12 protein-coding genes and 1 pseudogene are annotated in these 16,449 nt (G+C 66.1%); 1 reads left to right on the top strand and 12 read right to left on the bottom strand.

The window, feature by feature from the left end:
• Positions 1–34: 34 nt before the first annotated feature.
• From ACY34H_RS03360 to ACY34H_RS03305, 12 genes and pseudogenes are all read right to left on the bottom strand, one after another.
• Positions 35–1,058: pseudogene (locus ACY34H_RS03360) on the bottom strand (IS1595 family transposase).
• A 115-nt stretch (positions 1,059–1,173) separates the two neighbouring features.
• Positions 1,174–3,369 (bottom strand): TonB-dependent siderophore receptor, encoded by a 2,196-nt coding sequence (locus tag ACY34H_RS03355; protein ID WP_464976067.1) that lies wholly within the window; start codon positions 3,367–3,369, stop codon positions 1,174–1,176.
• 141 nt (positions 3,370–3,510) lie between these two features.
• Positions 3,511–4,695: a Gfo/Idh/MocA family protein gene (locus tag ACY34H_RS03350; RefSeq protein ID WP_464976066.1), complete on the bottom strand. Its 1,185-nt coding sequence runs from the start codon at positions 4,693–4,695 to the stop codon at positions 3,511–3,513.
• On the bottom strand, positions 4,692–5,747 hold the full coding sequence (locus ACY34H_RS03345; RefSeq protein ID WP_464976065.1) for a sugar phosphate isomerase/epimerase family protein: 1,056 nt from the start codon (positions 5,745–5,747) through the stop codon (positions 4,692–4,694). Before ACY34H_RS03345 ends, ACY34H_RS03350 begins: the two co-directional genes overlap by 4 nt.
• Before the next feature lie 25 nt (positions 5,748–5,772).
• On the bottom strand, positions 5,773–6,735 hold the full coding sequence (locus ACY34H_RS03340; protein WP_464976064.1) for a substrate-binding domain-containing protein: 963 nt from the start codon (positions 6,733–6,735) through the stop codon (positions 5,773–5,775).
• An 18-nt stretch (positions 6,736–6,753) separates the two neighbouring features.
• Complete coding sequence (locus ACY34H_RS03335; protein WP_464976063.1) at positions 6,754–7,767, bottom strand: ABC transporter permease; 1,014 nt, start codon at positions 7,765–7,767, stop codon at positions 6,754–6,756.
• Complete coding sequence (locus tag ACY34H_RS03330) at positions 7,745–9,235, bottom strand: sugar ABC transporter ATP-binding protein (RefSeq protein ID WP_464976062.1); 1,491 nt, start codon at positions 9,233–9,235, stop codon at positions 7,745–7,747. Before ACY34H_RS03330 ends, ACY34H_RS03335 begins: the two co-directional genes overlap by 23 nt.
• 4 nt (positions 9,236–9,239) lie before the next feature.
• Complete coding sequence (locus ACY34H_RS03325) at positions 9,240–10,079, bottom strand: sugar phosphate isomerase/epimerase family protein (RefSeq protein ID WP_464976061.1); 840 nt, start codon at positions 10,077–10,079, stop codon at positions 9,240–9,242.
• A gap of 29 nt (positions 10,080–10,108) precedes the next feature.
• The gene (locus tag ACY34H_RS03320) at positions 10,109–11,848 is read right to left on the bottom strand and encodes a GMC oxidoreductase (protein WP_464976060.1); all 1,740 of its coding nucleotides are present in this window, start codon (positions 11,846–11,848) and stop codon (positions 10,109–10,111) included.
• 2 nt (positions 11,849–11,850) lie between these two features.
• Positions 11,851–12,459 carry a gluconate 2-dehydrogenase subunit 3 family protein gene (locus ACY34H_RS03315; protein ID WP_464976059.1) on the bottom strand — a complete coding sequence of 203 codons (609 nt, stop codon included), beginning with the start codon at positions 12,457–12,459 and terminating at the stop codon, positions 11,851–11,853.
• An 86-nt stretch (positions 12,460–12,545) separates the two neighbouring features.
• Complete coding sequence (locus ACY34H_RS03310) at positions 12,546–13,451, bottom strand: PAS domain-containing protein (RefSeq protein ID WP_464976058.1); 906 nt, start codon at positions 13,449–13,451, stop codon at positions 12,546–12,548.
• A 177-nt stretch (positions 13,452–13,628) separates the two neighbouring features.
• Positions 13,629–15,239 (bottom strand): EAL domain-containing protein, encoded by a 1,611-nt coding sequence (locus tag ACY34H_RS03305; RefSeq protein WP_464976057.1) that lies wholly within the window; start codon positions 15,237–15,239, stop codon positions 13,629–13,631.
• A gap of 254 nt (positions 15,240–15,493) precedes the next feature.
• Between ACY34H_RS03305 and ACY34H_RS03300 the strand changes: the two genes are divergently transcribed.
• Complete coding sequence (locus ACY34H_RS03300) at positions 15,494–16,327, top strand: 3-keto-disaccharide hydrolase (protein WP_464976056.1); 834 nt, start codon at positions 15,494–15,496, stop codon at positions 16,325–16,327.
• Positions 16,328–16,449: the final 122 nt, after the last annotated feature.

Below are 16,449 nucleotides of genomic sequence, written 5' to 3'. Positions count from 1 at the left end.
CCATATGCTGTTGTCGGGGCGTCGGGCCCTACCCCTAATTTTTCGCCACGGCAACGCGTAGCCAATCCCTGGGCATTGTCAGCACGGCGGCATCGAGTACCCGTCGCCAACCCGTGTAGTTGGCCAGGTAGCGGCTGGCGACGCCGTTGAATCGCCGCAGCCATGTCTTGAAGCGGCTATGCCATCCGTTCACATTCTGGATATGAATTGCGCCGCGCGCGCGGATGCCGGCCTTGACGTTCACGCTTTCGTGCGTAATGCCGGCCTGCCGTGCGAACGCGTGGTAAGCCATGGCGGCATCGCTGATTAGGAGTACGTCCGGTAGCAGCACCGGTTGCAGGTGCCGCGCCAGCTGGCTTGCGCTGACCGGGCCGCGGCCGGTCACGAAATCACAGGTTTGCCGGTTGCGGTCGCGTGCGACGAGAATGCAGTCGAACTCCCTGCTGATACCACGCCTGCGGGCGTTGCCGCCACGCTTGCGGGGCGGGCGACTCAGGTGCCGTGAACCCTTCTGCGATTCGAGACGATAGGGCGTAGCAGGGGTTTAGGCGAGCGCTGCTCGCCGCCTGCGTAGCGGTGACCGCTTGCAAGCGGTCACTCCTCCTTCATAGTTCGACGATGCCGGACAACTGCGGCCGCCGCTCCCGGCGTATGGCAGCGATAAAGCGGTGGCGCCACCGGAAGCTGGTGGACTTCGCGACCGCGACCCGATCCGCCGCGGCGCGCACGGTCGCCGAATCGACCAGGCACTGTAGATACGGCAGCCACCTGTCGCGCAATCGCAGGCGGGCGAGCGGCGTGCCGGTCAAGGCATTGAAGCTGCGCCGGCACGCCACGCAGCGATAGCGTTGCAAGCCGTTGGCGTGGCCGCAGCGGTGGCAGCGCTGACCGCCACAGGCGGGACACGAAGGTTTTCCAGTCGCTTCCTCGATCAGGCGCAGACACTGGCCTGGGCGCACGAGGCTACCGAGCAAGCCCTGTAAAAATGCGATCTCCTCCTCGGACAGCCCGAGTTTTCCGAGCGCCTCGACAATCGCACCGAGCTCCGCTGTATCCATAACTCCCCCTGATATACATGAAGTATCTCAACAGGGGATCAGACAGTGATTCCAGCGGGAAGTTCACCGACTTAAGGCGAACAGCGCCGTTCAGTTTCAGCCAGGGGCCTTTACATCAGAACCGGTACCGCAGCGTGGCCGACACGCTGCGCGGCGCCTGGTACGTGATCGCGTTGAACGCGGAGAACATCGCGTAGTGCGTCTTGTCGAACGCGTTGTCGACGTTCAGCTGGGCCGACAGGCGGTCGTTGATGTCGTAGCGGGCCATCAGGTTGACCAGTGCGAACGAACCCTGCTCGATGCGGCCGCTGGTATTGGCCGGCGCGGTCGGGTCGTTGGTCCACGTGCGGCTTTCCCAGTTGGCGCCGCCGCCCACCGTCAGCTTGCTCAGCTCGCCCGGGAAGCGATAGGTGGTGAACACGCGGAACGTCTTGCGCGGGTAGATGCTGTTGAACTCGACACCCGCCGCGTCCTCGGCCTTGAACCAGGCATAGCCGGCGGTGGCGTTCCAGCCGCGTGCCAGTTCGCCCGACACCTCGGCCTCGAAGCCACGGCTTTCCGCGCCTTCGGCGGCGCGGTAGTAGGCTTCCGGCAGCAGCGGACCGGCGTCGCCGTCGCGGTCGACATTGCCGACTTCCACGCCCAGCTTGTCCTGCTTGATGCGGAACACGGAGAACTGCGCGTTCAGGCGGTTGTCCAGGAACGCGCCCTTGATGCCCGTCTCATAGCTCTTGCCGACCACCGGGTCGAGCAGGGCGCCGTTGAAGTCCTTCAGGTTCTGAGGCTGGAAGATGTCGGTGTAGCTGGCGTAGGCCGACCAGTTGCGGTCGATGTCGTAGACCAGGCCGGCGTACGGCGTCACTTCGCGGTTCTTCTTGACCGTGTACGCGGCCGTCCACAGGCCGACGCCGGTCTTCTCGTAGTTGCTGACGCGCGCACCGACGATCAGCTTCAGCGGATCGGCCAGCGAGAAGCGCACCACGCCGTACAGGCCTTCCTGCTTCGTTTCGCTGCGTTCGTAGAAGGTGCGCGGGCCCCAGGATGGCTGCGGATAGGCGCCCGGATTGAAGTTGTTGAAGTCGCCGACGGCCGAATTCGCATTGCCGTAGTCCGCGGCGCGGCTGTCCGAATTAAAATCCTGCTTCGAGTGCAGGTAGCCGAATGCCGCCTCATGCTGGCGGCCGCCCAGCGCGAACGGGCCGCTGGCGTGCAGGCTGAAGTCGTCCTGCTTGACGCGGGTGTTGTACGAGCCGGAGAAATCGGACACGCCGAGACCCGTCACGCGGTCCGGAACGCCCGACAGGTACAGCAGGTACGTATCGCCCCGGCGATCGCCGCGGCTGTACGAACCGCGCACCTGCCAGCCGTTGGCGAAGTTGTGCTCGAGCGTGACGAAGGCGTTGTTGTAGCTGCTGCTCCACGTCGTCCAGTCGGCGGCGGTGGTCTTCGAGCGGTCCCAGTTGGTCGGCGTGCCGTCGGTGTAGTAGTACGGCAGGCCGCCCCACATCGAACCTTTCGGATCGGTTTCCTGGCGGCTGAAGCCGGCCGACAGCAGGGTGCCGGGGGCGAGGTCCGCCTCGACGGTCGCGAACACCGTCTTGTCCTTGTTTTCCAGGTAGTCGACCCAGCTGTCCGACGTGCTGTATTCGCCGACCACGCGGGCGCGCACGCTGCCGCTCTGGTTCAGGCCCGTGCCCACGTCGACCATGGCGCGGCGCTCGTTCCAGCGGCCGATGCCCAGTTCGGCGGTGCCGCTCAGTTCCTTGCTGGTGGCGCGCTTGCGAATCAGGTTGATCGCGGCGGAAGGATTGCCGGCGCCGGTCATCAGGCCGGTCGCGCCGCGCACCACTTCCACGCGTTCGTAGATGGCCAGGCTGCCCAGGGTTTCGCCGGCGCTCCACGACTGTTCCCAGGTGGTGGGAATGCCGTCGATCTGCAGGTTGGTGATGTCGAAGCCGCGCGCCGTGAAGCCGGCGCGGTGCGTTTCGTACTGGTTCACCGAGACGCCGGTGGTGTTGTTGACCACGTCCGTGATCGTGGCCAGGCCCTGGTCTTCCATGCGCTCGCGGGTGATCACGGAAACCGCCTGCGGCGTTTCGCGGATCGACAGGCCCAGCGGCGTGGCGGTGCCCGTCACGCGGGTGGTGTAGCCGGGATCGCCTTCCTTCTGCGCCTGCACTTCGACGGTCGGCATCACGGGTTGCGATTGCTCGGCAACCTGGGCAAGGGCGGCCAGCGGCAGGGCGAGGCCGGCATACAGGGGCAGATGGGCCAGTTGGCGGCCAGCGCCGCGCGATTTCTTGTTCTTCATTGGTTGTCCAGTTTGCGGTGCGCGCGGCGTATCAGCTGTGCGCGCACCGGCGGTCATTGTACTCAGGAACGAGAATGATAACGATTCTCATTCTTAAGTCAATGTAAACTATGCAACTGGACAATAATTAGTCTGGCCGGTTCAACCCAGCGCCGTCCACCGCGATCCCTCCCGGTCGCTCGCCAGCACCGCATCGATGAACCGCATGCCCGCCACGCCATCGTCGACGGTCGGCAGGTCGGCGGTCTCCACCGGTACCGGCAGCCCGGCGTCTACCGCGTGGATGCGCGCCGCGGCATCCCGGTACAGCTGCGCGAACGCTTCCAGGTAACCCTCAGGATGGCCGGACGGCACCCGCGTCGCATGCTCGGCGGCGGCGCCGCGCACCCGGCCGCGGGTGAGCCGCTGGGCGCTGCCGCCCAGTGGCGTCAGCCACAGCTCGTTCGGGTTTTCCTGGTCGAACGCCAGGCTGGCCTTCGCGCCGAACACGCGCAGCTTCAATGCGTTCTCGCAGCCGGTGGCCATCTGGCTCGACCACAGCATGCCGCGCGCGCCGTTCGGGTAGCGCAGCATCACCTGCACATGGTCGTCGAGCACGCGGTCCGGCGTGAACGAGTGCAGTTCGGCCAGCAGTTCGTTAGGCTGCAGGCCGGATACAAAGCCGGCCAGGTGGAACGCGTGGGTGCCGATGTCGCTGGTGCAGCCGGTGGGGCCCGCACGTTCGGGATCGTTGTGCCAGTTGGTGCGCTGGAATTCCTCGCTTTGCGGGCCATCCTCGGCCATCCAGTCCTGCGCGTACTCGACGTGGATCAGCCGCACGTCGCCGATCGCGCCCGATGCCACCAGTTCGCGCGCGTGGCGCACCATCGGGTAGCCGGTGTACGTGTGCGTCAGCGCGAAGACGCGGTTCTTTTCACGCGCCAGCGCCGCCAGCGCTTCGCCTTCGGCGGTGGCGATGCCCAACGGCTTGTCGCAGATGACGTGGATGCCGGCTTCGAGGAAGGCGGTGGCCACCGGCGCGTGCAGGTAGTTCGGCGTGACGATCGCCACGGCGTCGATGCCGTCCGGCCGCGCGCTTTCCGCACGTGCCATTTCGCGGTAGTCGGTGTAGCAGCGCGACGGGTCGAAGCGCAGCGCGGTGCCGCTGGCCAGCGCCCGCTCCGGGTTGCCGGACAGGGCGCCGGCCACCACTTCGTAGCAGTCGTCGAGCCGCGCCGCGATGCGGTGCACGGCGCCGATGAAGGCGCCGTCGCCGCCGCCCACCATGCCGAGGCGCAGCTTGCGGGGCAGCGGGGCGCCCGTGCCCTTGGTATTGATGATGCTCATGACTGGATTCCCATCAGGTCGCGCAGCGCCGCGCGGTCGGTACCGCTGCCGGCGAAATCGTCGAAGGCACGCTCGGCCACGCGGATGATGTGGCGGCGGATGAATTCCGCGCCTTCGCGCGCGCCGTCCTCGGGGTGCTTCAGGCAGCACTCCCATTCCAGCACGGCCCAGCCGGAATAATCATATTGGGCCAGCTTCGAGAAGATGCCGGTGAAATCGATCTGGCCGTCGCCCAGCGAGCGGAAGCGCCCGGCGCGGTCCACCCAGCCGCCGTAGCCGCCGTACACGCCTTGCCGGCCATCCGGACGGAACTCGGCATCCTTGACGTGGAAAGCCTTGATGCGCTCATGGTAGATGTCGATGAACGCCAGGTAATCGAGCTGCTGCAGCATGAAGTGGCTCGGGTCGTACAGGATATTGGCGCGCGGATGGTTGCCGGTAGCGGCCAGGAACCGTTCGAAGGTCACGCCATCGTGCAGGTCCTCGCCGGGATGCAGCTCGTAGCAGACGTCCACGCCGGCATCGTCGAACACGTCGAGAATCGGCTTCCACCGTTTCGCCAGTTCGCCGAACGCTTCTTCCACCAGGCCGGCGGGGCGCTGCGGCCAGGGATACAGGTAGGGCCAGGCGAGGGCGCCGGAAAAACTCGCGTGCGTCGTCAGCCCGAGGCGCCGCGACGCCTGCGCCGCCGCCTTCACCTGGCCGACTGCCCATTCCTGCCGCGCCTGCGGATTGCCGCGTACATGCGGTGCCGCGAAGCCGTCGAACAGCTGGTCGTAGGCGGGATGCACGGCCACGAGCTGGCCTTGCAGGTGGGTCGACAGCTCGGTGATCTTCAGCCCGTGCTCGGCCAGCACGCCGGTGATCTCGTCGCAATAGGTCTGGCTGCCGGCGGCCTTGTCCAGGTCGATCAGGCGCGGATCGGTTGGCAGCTGCACGGCTTCGTAGCCGAGGCCCCTGGCCCAGCCGGCCAGGCCGGCCAGCGTGTCGAACGGCGCTTCGCCGCCCATGAACTGGGCGAGGAAGATCGCCGGTCCCTTGATGGTCTTCATGCTGGTCCTTGATATTGAAAATGCGTCAGTACGGGGAATTCGGGTAATAGAACTGGCTGGCGTTGGCGCGCGTGATCAGCACCGACGGGATGATCGTCTTGGCGGGCAGCGTCTCACCCTTCAGGCGGGCGTTGGCCGTCATCTTGATCGCGTCGTAGATGAACTTCGGCGAGTACGACACGTTTGCCTGGATCAGTTTGTCGCCATCGATCACCTTCTTGACGGCGAACTTGGCGCCCGCGCCGCCGAACACTTCCTTGATGTCGGTGCGCTTGGCCTGTTCGATGGCCTTCAGCGCGCCGATCGCCATGTCGTCGTCGGCCGCCCACACCGCATCGATCGCCTTGAAGCGGGTCAGGTAATCCTGCGTGACCTTGAACGCATCGTCGCGGTTCCAGTTGCCGTACTTCGCATCGAGCACCTTGATGCCGGGATGCTTGGCGATTTCAGCGTTAAAGGCGTTTACGCGTTCGTTGTCGATCGTGCTGGGCATGCCGCGCAACACGACGATATTGCCCTTGCCGTTCAGCTTTTTCGCCAGGTACTCGGCCGGCAGGCGGCCGAAGGCCGTGTTGTCGCCGGCCACGTAGGCGTTCTGCGCGTTCGGGCTGGTCAGCCCGCGGTCGACCACGGTCACATACACGCCCTTGTTCTTGACCTGTGCGACGGGCTGGGTCAGCGAGGCCGATTCCAGCGGCAGGATGACCAGCGCATTGATCTTGTTCACGACGAGAAGATCCTGTACCTGGTTGGCCTGTTCCGGCGAACTGCCGGCCGTCTTGACGATGACCTTCAGGCCAGGGTTGGCCGCTTCCAGTTCCTTCTTGGCCTGGTTGGCCCACCAGACGATGCCGCCGGTGAAGCCGTGCGTGGCGGTGGGGATCGCCACGCCGAGCGTGAGGGGCTGGGCCGCCACGGCCTGGCCCGAAATAAGCTGTCCGGCGCCGGCCAGCAGGCAGGCAGCAGTGATCTTGTTCAGTAGATGCATGTCGATTCCTTTAAAAACTTAGCGGCGGCCACGCTGCAGGTAGGCCACGGTGATGATGACGACACCCTGCACGGCGGCGTTCAGGTACACGCTGATGATGCTGGTGAGGTTCAGGATATTGCCGATCACGGACAGCAGGATCGCGCCGATCACGGTGCCCATGATGCGCCCCGAGCCGCCTTTCAGCGACGTGCCGCCGACGACGACGGCGGCGATCGCCTCCAGTTCCCAGAGGATGCCGGTGGTCGGCGTGGCCGAGCCCAGGCGCGGCACGTACAAAATCGTGGCGATCGCCACGCACACGCCCAGCAGCAGGTAAGTCAGCGTCTTGACGCGGTCGACGCGGATCGATGCATAGCGGGCCACCTGCTCGTTCGAGCCGATCGCCTGCACATGCTGGCCGAACGGCGTGCGGTTCAGGATGACGACGCCGGCCACGGCCACCAGCGCGAAGATCCACACGGGGATCGGCACGCCCAGCACGCTCTGGTAGTACACCGGACCGTAGGTTTCGGACAGGTTGAAATCAAGCGTGATGGCGCCGCCGTCGGACAGCCAGGTCAGCACCGCCCGGAAGATGCCCAGGGTGCCCAGCGTCACGATGAACGGCTCGATCCGGCCGTGCGTGACGAGGAAACCGTGCGCCAGGCCGGCCACGGCGCCGAAGGCCAGTGCCAGCGCGATGCCGATCACCACGATCGCCACCGGGGAGGGCGGCGACGCGCCCAGCGCCAGCGCGTTCATCGCCACGATCATCACGCCGGCGACCAGCGCGGCCATCGAGCCGACCGACAGGTCGATACCGCCGGAAGCGATGACGAACGTCATGCCCACGGCGATGATGCCGATGAACGCGGTACGCGTCAGCACGTTCATCAGGTTGTCGAACGTGGCGAAGCCCGGGTTCAGCAGCGCGCCGGCGATGCACAGCAGGACCAGCGCGATCACCGGGCCGGCGCCCTTGAAACGGCCGGATATGCGTGCAAAGGCGGGCAGGCCGGGCCTGCGTTCAGTGGTGGGTGTTGGTTGCATGGGAGATCAGGTTTTCTTCGGTGAGTTGGTCCGCGCCGAGCACGGCGTTCAGCCGGCCGCCATGCAGCACGGCGACGCGGTGGCAAAGGCCGATCAGTTCGATCAGTTCGGACGAGATGACGACCACGGCGCGCCCCTCGGCGGCCAGCCGGTGGATCAACGCATAGATGTCGCGCTTGGCGCCCACGTCGACGCCGCGCGTGGGTTCGTCGAGCACGACGATCTTCGGCCCCGGCCGCAGGTATTTCGCGAGGGCCAGTTTCTGCTGGTTGCCGCCGGACAGCGAGCGGGCCGCGCACTCCGGGTCGCGCAGCCGGATGCCGAAATCGGCGATCGCCTGGTCCAGCGCGGCGCGGCCCGCCTTCGGGTCGACCCACGGCCGGGCATCGCGCTCCAGGGTCATCATCGTCAGGTTCTCGCGCAGGTTCAGGTCCATGTGCAAACCCTTGCCCTTGCGGTCTTCGCTCAGGTAGGTGAGGCCTTCAGCCATCGCGTCGCGCGGACTGCGGATCTTCACGTTCCGGCCGGCGATGGCGACCGTGCCGGCGCTGCGCGGCCGCAGCCCGACGATGCTCTCGAACGCCTCGGTGCGGCCGGCGCCGACCAGCCCGGCGAAGCCGAGGATCTCGCCGGCGCGCACCTCGAAGCCCAGGCCTTCGACCCAGCCCGGCACGGTGAGGCCGGAAACCCCCAGCAGCACGGGGGCATCGGGGGCCGGCGGCGCCTTGGGCACGAACATGTCCGACACGTCGCGGCCCACCATCAGGTTGGCCATCTGCTGGCGGTTGACGTCCGCGGTGTTGGCGCGGGCGACGAATTTACCGTCGCGCATCACCACCACCTCGTCGGTATGCGCCTCCATTTCGTCGAGCTTGTGCGAGATGTAGACGATCGTCACGCCTTCGCTCTTCAGCCGCGCCATCAGCGTGAACAGCTTGGCCGTCTCGCCGGGCGACAGCGTGGCGGTCGGCTCGTCCATGATCAGCAGGCGTGCCTTGCGCGACAGCGCCTTGGCGATCTCCACCAGCTGCTTCTCGGCGACGATCAGTTCGGACACGCGGGTGTCCGGGTCGACGGCCAGGCCCACCTGCTCCAGGTACAGGGCGGCGTCGCGCGCCATGGCCCGGTGGTCGAGCAGCCAGCCGCGCGTTCTTTCATGGCCGAGGAAGATGTTCTGCGCGATCGTCAGGTGCTCGGCCAGGTTGAATTCCTGGTGGATCAGCGCGATGCCGAGGGCTTCCGCATCGCGCGCGCTGGCGAAGCGGCGCTCGACGCCGTCGACCATCAGTTGCCCGCCGGTGGGGCGCTCGTAGCCGGCCAGGATCTTCATCAGCGTCGATTTGCCGGCGCCGTTCTCGCCCAGCAGGCCGACCACGCGGCCCGCTTCGAGCGCGAAGTCGACCCCGTGCAGCACGCGCACCGGGCCGAACTCCTTGACGACATGGCTGAAACGTACGGAAAGGCTCATCGCGTCACTTCGGCAGTTTCGCCAGCACGGCCTGCAGGCCCTTCAGCGACGCGGCCACCGTTTCCAGCTGGCCCATCCCGTTCGGATACTCTTCCTGCTCGATGATGATCCAGTCGGTGCCGCCCACCTGGCGCACGGCGCGCGCCAGGCCGGCCCAGTCGGTCTTGTCCTGGCCGATGATCGGCGTGCCGGCCACGCCCTCGGCCAGCTTGGCTTTGAAGTGCGTGGTGGTGGTGCGGCCCGGGTAGGCCTGCACGTAGGCGATGGGATCCTTGCCGGCGTAGGTGGTCCAGCCCACGTCCTGCTGCATGATCGAGGCCTTCGGCGTGTTCTTCGCGATCACGTCCCACGGCGTGCTGCCCACCGCGCCGGCGAATTCCTCGGCGTGGTTGTGGTAGCCGATGCGCATGCCCTTGCCGGCCAGCTTGCCGGACAGGGCCGTAAGTTCCTTACTCATTTGTGCGCTGCCTTCGGTGGTCTTGCCCCGCGCATCCATCGAGATGACGAGGTTCGAGCAGCCCAGCACCTTGTAGAACGCCGTGGTGGCCTCGAACTTCGCGTCGGCCAGCGCATCGAAATGCATGTGCGCGCCGGCGCACTGCAGCTTGTTCTTGTCCATGAAGGCCTTCAGGCCGGCCGGGTTGTCCTTGTATGGACCGAACTCGCCGGCGAATTCCACACCCTGGAAACCCAGCTTGCCGATCTTGGTCAGCGTGCCTTCGAAGTCCTGCTTGATTTCGTCCTTGACGGACCACAGCTGCACGCCGAGGCGCGGCTGCGCGGCCTGTGCCAGGGAGGCTGCGCCGGCCAGCGCCATCAGTGCCATGACATGGAACGTTTTCATCGTGTCTCCAGTTTTCATTGATCAAGTTGTCAGATGCGGCCGGCTTTGAGCTCGTCCACCGCGTGGGCGCAGGCGCGCGCCGTCATCGCCATGAAGGTCAGCGACGGGTTCTGCCACGCGCAGGAAGCCATCGCCGCGCCATCCGTGACAAACAGGTTGGGCACGTCGTGCGCCTGGTTGTAACCGTTCAGCACCGACGTCTTCGGATCGCGGCCCATGCGCGCCGTGCCCATTTCATGGATCGACAGGCCCGGCGGCCAGTCTTCCGGCGACTTCACGTGCTTGCGGATATCCTTCAGGCCCAGGTCGTCGAGGATGTTGGCGGCGGTATCGGCCATGTCGTCGAGCATCTTGCGGTCGTTGTCGGAGTAGGTGCAGTCGATGTGCAGCAGCGGCATGCCCCATTTGTCCTTCTTCGTCGGGTGCAGGCTCACCATGTTCTCGAAGCGCGGCAGCATCTCGCCCTGGCCGCCCAGGCCGAAGCGCCAGCCGCCGGGCTTCCTGATCATCGCCTTGAAATCCTTGCCGAAGCCGGGTTTGTACGCCGCCGACGTCCAACCCTCGCGGCCCGCGCCGCCGGACAGCGCATAGCCGCGCAGGAATTTCTCGTGTTTTTCCAGCACGTTGCGGAAGCGCGGGATGTACGGTCCGGTGGGGCGGCGGCCCTGGTAGTAGTCGTTCTCGAAGCCTTCCACCCGGCCGTTGGCGCCGGCGCCGAACAGGTGGTCCATCAGATAGTGGCCCAGCACGCCGGACGAATTGGCCAGCCCGTCCGGGAACGCTTCCGACCGGGAATTGAGCAGGATCGCCGTGGAGGCCAGCGTCGATGCGCACAGCACCACGACCTTCGCATGGAACTCGCGCATTTCCAGCGTGTGGGCATCGATGATGCGCACGCCGGTGGCGCGGTTCGTCTTCGGGTCGTAGATCACGCTGTGCACGATGCTGTCGGTGGCAATGCGCAGGCGGCCAGTGGCGATCGCCGGCGGCAGGGTCGAGCTTTGCGTGGAAAAGTAGGCACCGAACGAGCAGCCGCGGTGGCACTGGCTGCGTGCCTGGCACTGGCCGCGGCCTTGCGCCAGATGGTGTTCGCCCGGCGTGCGCAGGTTGGCGGTGCGGCCCATGATCATCCGCGCCGGTGCGTACTTGGCGTCGAATTTCTGCTTCAGCGCCAGTTCCACCGTATTGAAATCGAAGGCGGGCAGGAATTCGCTGTCCGGCAGCACGGCCATGTTTTCCTTGCTGCCGCTGATGCCCACGTGGCGCTCGACGTGGCTGTACCACGGCGCCAGGTCGGCATAGCGGATCGGCCAGTCCACGCCATGGCCATCCTTCAGGTTGGCCTCGAAATCCAGGTCGCTCCAGCGGTAGGACTGGCGCGCCCACATCAGCGACTTGCCGCCCAGCTGGTTGCCGCGGATCCAGCTGAATGGCCGGCCGTCGGGCGTGGAGTAGGGCATGTCGCGGTCGTTGTTGAAGAACTGCTGCGTGTGCTCGTCGAAGGCGTAGCACATCTTCTGGTTGAAGAACTGTTCCTCGGTCACCGTGGCGTCGACCTTGCCGCGGTTCGGCATGGTCCACGGGTCCTTGTTTTCGCCGACGTAGTCGACGCCGTGTTCGACCGGCCGGCCGCGCTCGACCATCAGTGTCTTCAGGCCGCGTTCCGTGAGTTCCTTGGCGGCCCAGCCGCCGGTGATGCCCGAGCCGACGACGATGGCGTCGAAACGCTCAGGGCTGGTCTTGATGTAGAACGACGAGACAGGTTCCATGTTTACAGTGCCCAGGTGCGAGTGGATCGGTTGACTTTGACATTGCCGGTGAAGCCGCCGGGGAAGGGCAGGTAGGCCAGCTCCTGCGAGGCGCCTGCTTCCGACGTGTAGTAGGCAAAGGCCACGTAGCCCTTGAGCTGGCGGAAGAAACCCTGGTCCGCGCCATTGAACGGTGCCGCGCCGTTGTCGATGGCATGCAGCAGCGCGACCTGCCGGGCATGGGGCAGGGCGCCGAAGCGCTTGCCGCCCTGGGCCGCTGCCACCTCCTCGATACGCGCCAGGCCGGCGCGGAACGCGTCCTGCTCGCGCTTCACGACGCAGGCCTTCAGCAGGTGGTCGATGGTGCGGTGGGCACCCACGGCCAGCGCGCCGGGCGTATCCGTTTTCGGGATGATCAGTTCGGCCAGCACGCCGGTCAGCGCCAGTTCTTCGCGCGTCAGCAATTCGGGTGCGGCAGTTCCGGCAGCGCTGGCCGGCGCCGCGACCGCGGCGAGGATATCGCCGGACAGGGCCAGCCCGCACAGCGCACCGATGCGCAGCAGGGCGGAACGGCGTGCGGGATAAGGTCCTGCGTTATCGGGCTCTCGCGGCCCTGGTACTTCACGGTGCATCTGGGTCTCCTCCAAAAAGACAGCGTTTTCAAACATCGCCGCGGCCGCTCGAACGGCTCTGTTGCGGCGATCGGGTCACCTCGGGATCAGGACGGGGCCAGGCGTGGCCGGCGCACGCTCGTGCTCCTGCCGGCCAGCGACAACTGGTACTGTTTCGGCGTGATGCCGACCACCGTGCGGAACTGCTTGGTGAAGTAGCTCTGGCCGCCGAAGCCCGTTTCGGCCGCCACCCTGGCGATATTGTTCACCTGAGGCAGCAGGCGGCAGGCTTCCTGCACCTTCAGGTGCAGGATGTACTGTTTCGGGGTCAGCGAGAAATGCTGCTTGAACTTGCGTTCGAACGTCGACAGCGACATGCAGGACAGCCGGGCCAGGTGCTCGATGCCGACGTTGTCCATCAGGTGTTCCTGCAGGTACTCGATGCATGCGCGGAATTCGTGGAAGGGCGCGATGACGTCCTGCGAGCGCTTGACGTCGCGCGAAAAACCTTCGATGCCGACGATTTCGCCATGGCGGTCGCGGATCGGCGCCTTGGTGGTAAACAGCCATGTCAGCTCGCCGCTGGCGCTGCCCAGCACTTCGAGCTTGTTCTTCACGGTGACGCCGCGTTCCATCACGGACAGGTCGTCGGCGCGGATACGGTCGGCGATATCGCGCCGGAAGAAATCGTGGTCGGTCTTGCCGAGGATATCGTTTACGTCGGCGCGACTCACATCCCCCATCGCATGCTGTTCCTGCAGCAGCCGGTTGCCCCACACGAACTGGCCCGCCCGGTTCTTGGCGAAGTAATACATGTCGGCCAGGGTATCGAATAGCTCGCTCGGCCTGGAAATGCCGTGGGTGCTGAAGAAATTGGCACATTCGGCCTGCGCGGCGGCGCCGGCGCGGGCTTTTTCCGCCGCCTGCGCGCGCGGCTCGATGCCGGGTTGCGGGCGCTCGTCGCGTGCGCCCTGGGATACCACTACTCCCCTGCCAATGACCATGGTGCTCATCGTGGCTGTCTCCGTTTTGTTATGTGCCGATAGTAGCATTCCGGTAATTTTCGGAGTGTCAGAAAATCGGACAAATTTATAACGAATTCGGCACGGCATGCCGGTCGTGCGCTGCCGTCGCCACGTCTCCAGCCCAGCCGGAATGCGCGTATCGCGGCCGCTCGGGAAAGGGCGCGGCTACGAACCGGCCGCGCCTGTGCGCTGCGGCGTGCCCGCAGCATGGCGTGTGGCCAGCGCCGCCACATCCTTGAACGGCTGCGGCTTGCCGAACAGCCATCCCTGAGCATAATGGACACCGCGGCTACGCAGGTAGTCGGCCTGCACCGGCGTTTCCACGCCTTCGGCCACCATGGCCAGCCGCATCGCCGACGCCATCGCGATGATGTGGCTGACGACCTGGTTGGTCGGAGCCGTGGTGCCGATCGCTTCGATGAACGAGCGGTCGATCTTCAGCGCATCGACCTGCAGCGATTCCAGATACGACAGGCCGGCGTAGCCGGTGCCGAAATCGTCGATGGCCACCTTGATGCCGCGTCCGCGCAGCGTGCCGATGACGGTGCGCGCCGTCTCGATGTCGAGGATGCCGCGTTCGGTGATCTCGAGGACCAGGTTCGCTGCAGTGATGCCGCCGCGCGCCAGCATGGCGTCCAGCAGGCCGACGATCGAATCCGATGCCAGGTCTGCCGGAGAGACGTTCACGGCCACGTGGAACGCCGGGTATGCAGCCAGGAAATCGCACGTATCCCGTTCGACCAGCTCGAGCACGCGCGCCGTGAGCGCGCCGATCGTGCCGGTCTGTTCGGCGAGGGGAATGAACACGTCGGGGCCGATCAGTTCTCCCGTGTCCCGACGCCAGCGCAACAGTGCTTCGGCGCCGACGCACCTGCCCGACCGCAGGTCCATGACAGGCTGGTACAGCATGAAGAACTCATTGTTGCGCAGACCCTTGCGCAGCGCGTTGACGAGCGACGTCTGCCTGCGTGCCAGCAACAGCAGTGCCGCGGCGATGGCGATGCCCGCCACCACGCCCGCCGGTACCAGGCGCAGGGCGATGGCATTGCGCTGTGCCGGCAAGGCCGACAACGGCAGCGCCGCCACCCCGGCCGAGGGAAACACCTGCGAGCGGACCACCGCCACCAGGTAGCGGCCATCGGTGAAGGTGACGCTGGGCCGGCTGCCCAGCCGCTTCAGCCATGCCCGGTCGACGAAGCCGGTAGCCATGGTCACGGGCTCGTCCAGCCGCCGCTCCAGGTGCAGCGCCGCGAGCGACATGCCGGGGCTGGCGGAGGCGGCGTCGAGCGGCAGGTCGCTGTGGAACACGGCGGCGTAGCCGTCGCGCTCGATGGCCATCAATGGCGTGCCGGCCTTGCCTTCGACGGGGACGCCCGAGTAGATGCGCATGCCGTCGGACGTGCGCAGGACGCGATCGCCCAGCGGGATGCGGACGTCCCCCATCGACGAGCATTCCACCACGCCGTCGCGCACATGGCCGATGGCCTGCAGGTAGGTCGATGTCAGGTCGATGCGCCGCATCAGCGCCAGCTGCTCGGGTGTGCACGGCGCGGCAGGCGAGCGTGCCAGCAGCGCGGTGCCGGCCAGCGATTGCCGCACGATCTCGTCGGACCGGTGCAGTACCTCCCGCGCATACCGCAGGGCCAGGTCGGCCTGCACGGCATAGGCATGGCGTTCGGCCTCCCGCCACGCCAGCCAGGGCGGAAACGCCACCGCGGCGAGCGCGGCCAGCGCCGTGCAAGCGAACAGGAAGCGGTTCCGCATCGCGTTTTTCATCTCGTTTCGCACCGGCTTCGCATCTCTTCCCGCACCTCGTCCGTACTCTTGCGCGCCTGCCGTCGGCGCAGGTTCGGCATCGCTATCCGGCGCACAGTATACGTGACAAGCCCTGGCCGCGGCCGCGCGATTCTTCCCTGCCGCAGCAGCGGCGCACCAGGCGAATCGCGCCTGAGCTTTGCCGATTCCGTGCTATCCGGGCCCGTGAGCGTGTGTTAGATTGCGCTACCATTTCAACATCCAGCGAGACACCGATGACATCCCTGCTGCACACTGCCCGCCTGGGCCTGATGACCGCCGCCATTGCCCTTGCCGGCCCCGCGCTTGCCGCCGAGGGTGCGTGGAAGTCGCTTTTCAACGGCAAGGACCTGAGCGGCTGGACCACCTGGGTCAGCATGCAGCCCACCTCCGACAACATGAAGACGCCGACCACGATCCGCGGCGCCAACAACGATCCGAAAAAGGTGTTTTCGGTGGTCGACGGCATGCTGCGCGTATCGGGCGAAGAGTGGGGCGGCGTGTCCACCACGGGCGAATACGCCAATTTTCACCTGAAGTTCGACGTCAAATGGGGCGAGAAAAAGTGGTTCCCGCGGCTCGAGGCGCCGCGCGACAGCGGTCTGCTGTACTACGCCGTCGGCCCGGAAGGCGCGCAGAGCGGCCACTGGATGCGCAGCCATGAATTCCAGATCCAGGAAGGCGATTGCGGCGACTACCACAGCCTGGACGGCGTGACCGTCGACGCGCACGTCGGCGACGCCAACCAGGGCGACTGGAAGTTCTACCGCTACGAACCGTCGCTGCCGCTGCGCACCGGCCTGGCCGCGCGCATCCTCAAGAAAGGCAATCATGAGAAGCCGTCCGGCGAATGGAACACCATGGAAGTGATCGCCGACGGCAAGACGCTGATCCATATCGTCAACGGCCGCGAGGTGTTCCGCGGCGAGAACTCGCTGCAGAAAGTGAACGGCAAGACCGTGCCCCTCGCGCGCGGCAAGTTCTCGATCCAGTCGGAAGGGGCCGAGACGTTCTACCGGAACATCATGGTCAAACAGCTGGACGGCCCGGCGGCGCTGGCAAAGTTCTGAACAACAAAACAGGGGACGTACCCGTGTTTTGAGGAAACGTCCAAAACCGGGGACGTACCCTTGTTTTCAGGAAATCGCCACACACGCCGGCACGGCAGCATGCGTGCGGCTATTTCCCAGAA

Source organism: Pseudoduganella sp. jia 9 (genome assembly GCF_055502615.1).
This window is presented reverse-complemented; position numbering and strand designations above follow the sequence as displayed.